This window comes from Pseudoalteromonas sp. S558, from assembly GCF_005886635.1.
GTDB lineage: Bacteria > Pseudomonadota > Gammaproteobacteria > Enterobacterales > Alteromonadaceae > Pseudoalteromonas > Pseudoalteromonas aliena.
This window is the reverse complement of the sequence record NZ_PNDU01000281.1, coordinates 1-2,850: the sequence shown is the minus strand read 5'-3', so window position 1 is coordinate 2,850 and position 2,850 is coordinate 1. Positions and strand designations below refer to the sequence as shown.

Genomic DNA, 2,850 nt, shown 5'->3' with positions numbered 1-2,850 from the left:
CGCCTATTTATGGGGAATACCACACACCATAGGCTCTGCTTTGCCTAAATACCAAGCAGTCTGCTGCAAATTTAACCTCGAAAGATAACCAGGCCCTAGTTACTCTACTTTAAATTTAACTTATGTAATTCATTACGTACCCATTGCGTATCTAAATATTGTTCTACGTGCTGCTGCGCAAACTTTAAAAAATTACGTGCCGCATGCGATATGTGCCTGTCGGTGCGCATCACAAAATACCAATGACTCGCTAAATGGGTGTCGGTTACGTTTAAAATTTTAAAGCTTGTATCATCTTTTGCAAGTACATGGCGTGATAAAACTGCAATACCCATGCCTGACGCTACCGCTACCCGTATTGCTTCATTACTGGCCATTTGTACGGAGTCATTTAGCACTAATCCTCGGCTTTGTAACTCGCTTTCAAATAACATCCGTGTTGCTGAACCATTTTCTCGTAGTAAAAAGCGATACTGCATTAGTTCAGCTAATTTAACGGCTTTTACGTGAGCTAATGGATGACTTAGTGGCACTATAAATTCCAGCGGATTATGCAAAAAGCGCGCAGCTTGTGCGTGTTCAAGCGACGGCGGATGACTAAATACATAAATATCATCCTCCCCTCGCTCAAATCTATCAAGTACCTCTGCCCTGTTGCCTATTTCAAGAGGGAGTTCAACATGCGGATGTAAATTACTATAAGGACCTAGCAATTTTGGTAAAATATATTGCGCTGTATTAACCATGGCTATTTTACAGCGGCCGCGCGCTCCACCATTAAGCTCGGTTAAGAAGTCTTGATAGTCTTCAAAATGCCCAAACACCTGCTGGCAGGTTTTAAATAACGCAAACCCAGCATCAGTAACATGTAACTTTTGTTGCTGCATAAGCACTAGTGGCTCACCCACGGCCTCTTGTAATCGTTTTATTTGCAGCGATACGGTTGGCTGCGTTAAATGTAAACGCCTTGCGCTTTCGCTAATTGAGCCAGTTTTTACTACGCTCATAAATACTTCAAGTAACCTAAATGAGATATGCCGTAAATCCAAAATCACCTCCATAGATATTTATCTATACATGTGTATTGTTTATTTTATTATTTACTATACAAAGTTTTATCTACAATAGCGCCTCTTAATTTATGATTTAGTAAGGAACACCTGTGCCAGATATTGTTGTTATGTTTTTTATTTTAGGATTAGTAGCGGGTATTTTACGTTCTGATCTTGCTATTCCAAAAGCAACCTACGAAACCTTAAGCCTATTGCTCATGTTAACAATCGGTCTTAAAGGCGGTATGGTACTGCACGGTAATCTAAGCTGGCAACTGCTACCCGAAATGGGCTCGGTAATGTTGCTTGGTGCACTTATTCCTCTTATGCTTTATCCAATTTTAAAATACGTAATTAAACTCTCTGTTGCTAATAGCGCAAGTATTGCCGCACATTACGGCTCAGTAAGTGCAGGTACCTTTGCGGTAGCGCTTGCGTATGCCGAGACAGCTCAATTAGTAGTCGGTGCAGAAGTAACTCTGTATTTAGTTATGCTAGAACTCCCTGCAATCATCGTTGGTTTACTGCTTTACAGAAGGCTTGATAAAGAAAACAGCCAAAAAAGTGAACTGTCGTTAAAAGCGCTTTGGCATGAAACACTTACTAATAAAAGTGTCATTTTGCTCGTAGGCGGTGTCGTTATCGGCATGATGTACGGCACGGTGCAAGGCAGCCAAGTAACCAGCCTTTTAACCAGCAGCTTTAAGGTCGTACTTGCGTTATTTTTACTGGAGATGGGTTTAGTCGCAGCACAAACTCTACGCCCTATTCCCTGGAAACAGTGGAAACTAGCAGTATTTGCTATTATCACGCCATTATTTTTAGGCACTATTGGTGTCATGGTAGGCACACTTTTAAATTTAGAGTTAGGGTCGGTAGTTATATTGGGAAGTTTGGTAGCAAGCGCTTCTTATATAGCAGCTCCCGCTGCTATAAAGGCAGCCATTCCTAAAGCCGATATTGGCCTTGCTATGCTCAGTTCACTAGGCGTTACTTTTCCGTTTAATGTGATTGTTGGTATTGGTTTATACCACCAGCTCGCAGTAGCAATGCAGTAAACGAATAAATCAGTATTAACAATTAAAATTTATTACTTTAAAGCTGTTAAGCCCATTTTATAGGGAATTAACAGCTAAATTTAAAAGGTCATTTATAGTCGATACAATGGTTACTTAATCGTTAATTTTTTATGCGGGCTTAAAAAAAACATCTTTTTCCAGCCTTGATTTTGCGTTGTAAAAAGCCAAGGCATGGGCACTAATGATAAAATAGAATAATGCACATGGGGCTGTTTCCCCGCAGCATTTCCAGTATCGCCAAGTAAACCAATTTGACTGTTTATGTTCACTGTATCGCCAGCACTTACACTGTACTCATTTAAATGTGCAAAATAGTGCACTCGCCATTTAGGCCCAAGTACAGCAACCGCTTTACCTCCTCGGCTTAACTCACCTGCAAATATAACAATACCGCTTGTAGAGGCAACTACGGGTGTATTTTTTGTACCAAAAATATCAATTCCTTTGTGCACACCCGATTTACCCCAAGGCTCATACCAAAACGTATTATGGTTCCAATCTTTAGCGGTTGCCCCTTGTACCGGTATCATTATTTTTTCAGGAATTAGTAAGCCTATAATTAGTAAAGCTACAGCTCCAATTAAAATCCACTTAAGTACTTTCAATGTTCTCTCCCTGATATTTAAATCGCTAATACATTTCGTATACAGTGGCAAATTATTAACCATCATAGCTGAACGCATTCTGAGTACAATTTAACCTGAACTCTGGTTAGAGAA

At 40.0% G+C, this 2,850-nt stretch carries 3 protein-coding genes; 1 reads left to right on the top strand and 2 read right to left on the bottom strand.

Going from position 1 to position 2,850, the window contains the following annotated elements:
* Positions 1-104: 104 nt before the first annotated feature.
* Positions 105-1,049, bottom strand: a complete 945-nt coding sequence (locus CWB66_RS16920) for a LysR family transcriptional regulator (protein WP_138586280.1) — start codon at positions 1,047-1,049, stop codon at positions 105-107.
* Positions 1,050-1,162: 113 nt separating this feature from the next.
* Between CWB66_RS16920 and CWB66_RS16915 the strand changes: the two genes are divergently transcribed.
* Positions 1,163-2,110, top strand: coding sequence for a sodium-dependent bicarbonate transport family permease (locus tag CWB66_RS16915; RefSeq protein WP_077538136.1), 948 nt, complete (start codon positions 1,163-1,165; stop codon positions 2,108-2,110).
* 110 nt (positions 2,111-2,220) lie between these two features.
* Here the strand turns inward: CWB66_RS16915 and CWB66_RS16910 are convergent, their stop codons facing one another.
* Complete coding sequence (locus CWB66_RS16910) at positions 2,221-2,736, bottom strand: M23 family metallopeptidase (RefSeq protein ID WP_138586279.1); 516 nt, start codon at positions 2,734-2,736, stop codon at positions 2,221-2,223.
* Positions 2,737-2,850: the final 114 nt, after the last annotated feature.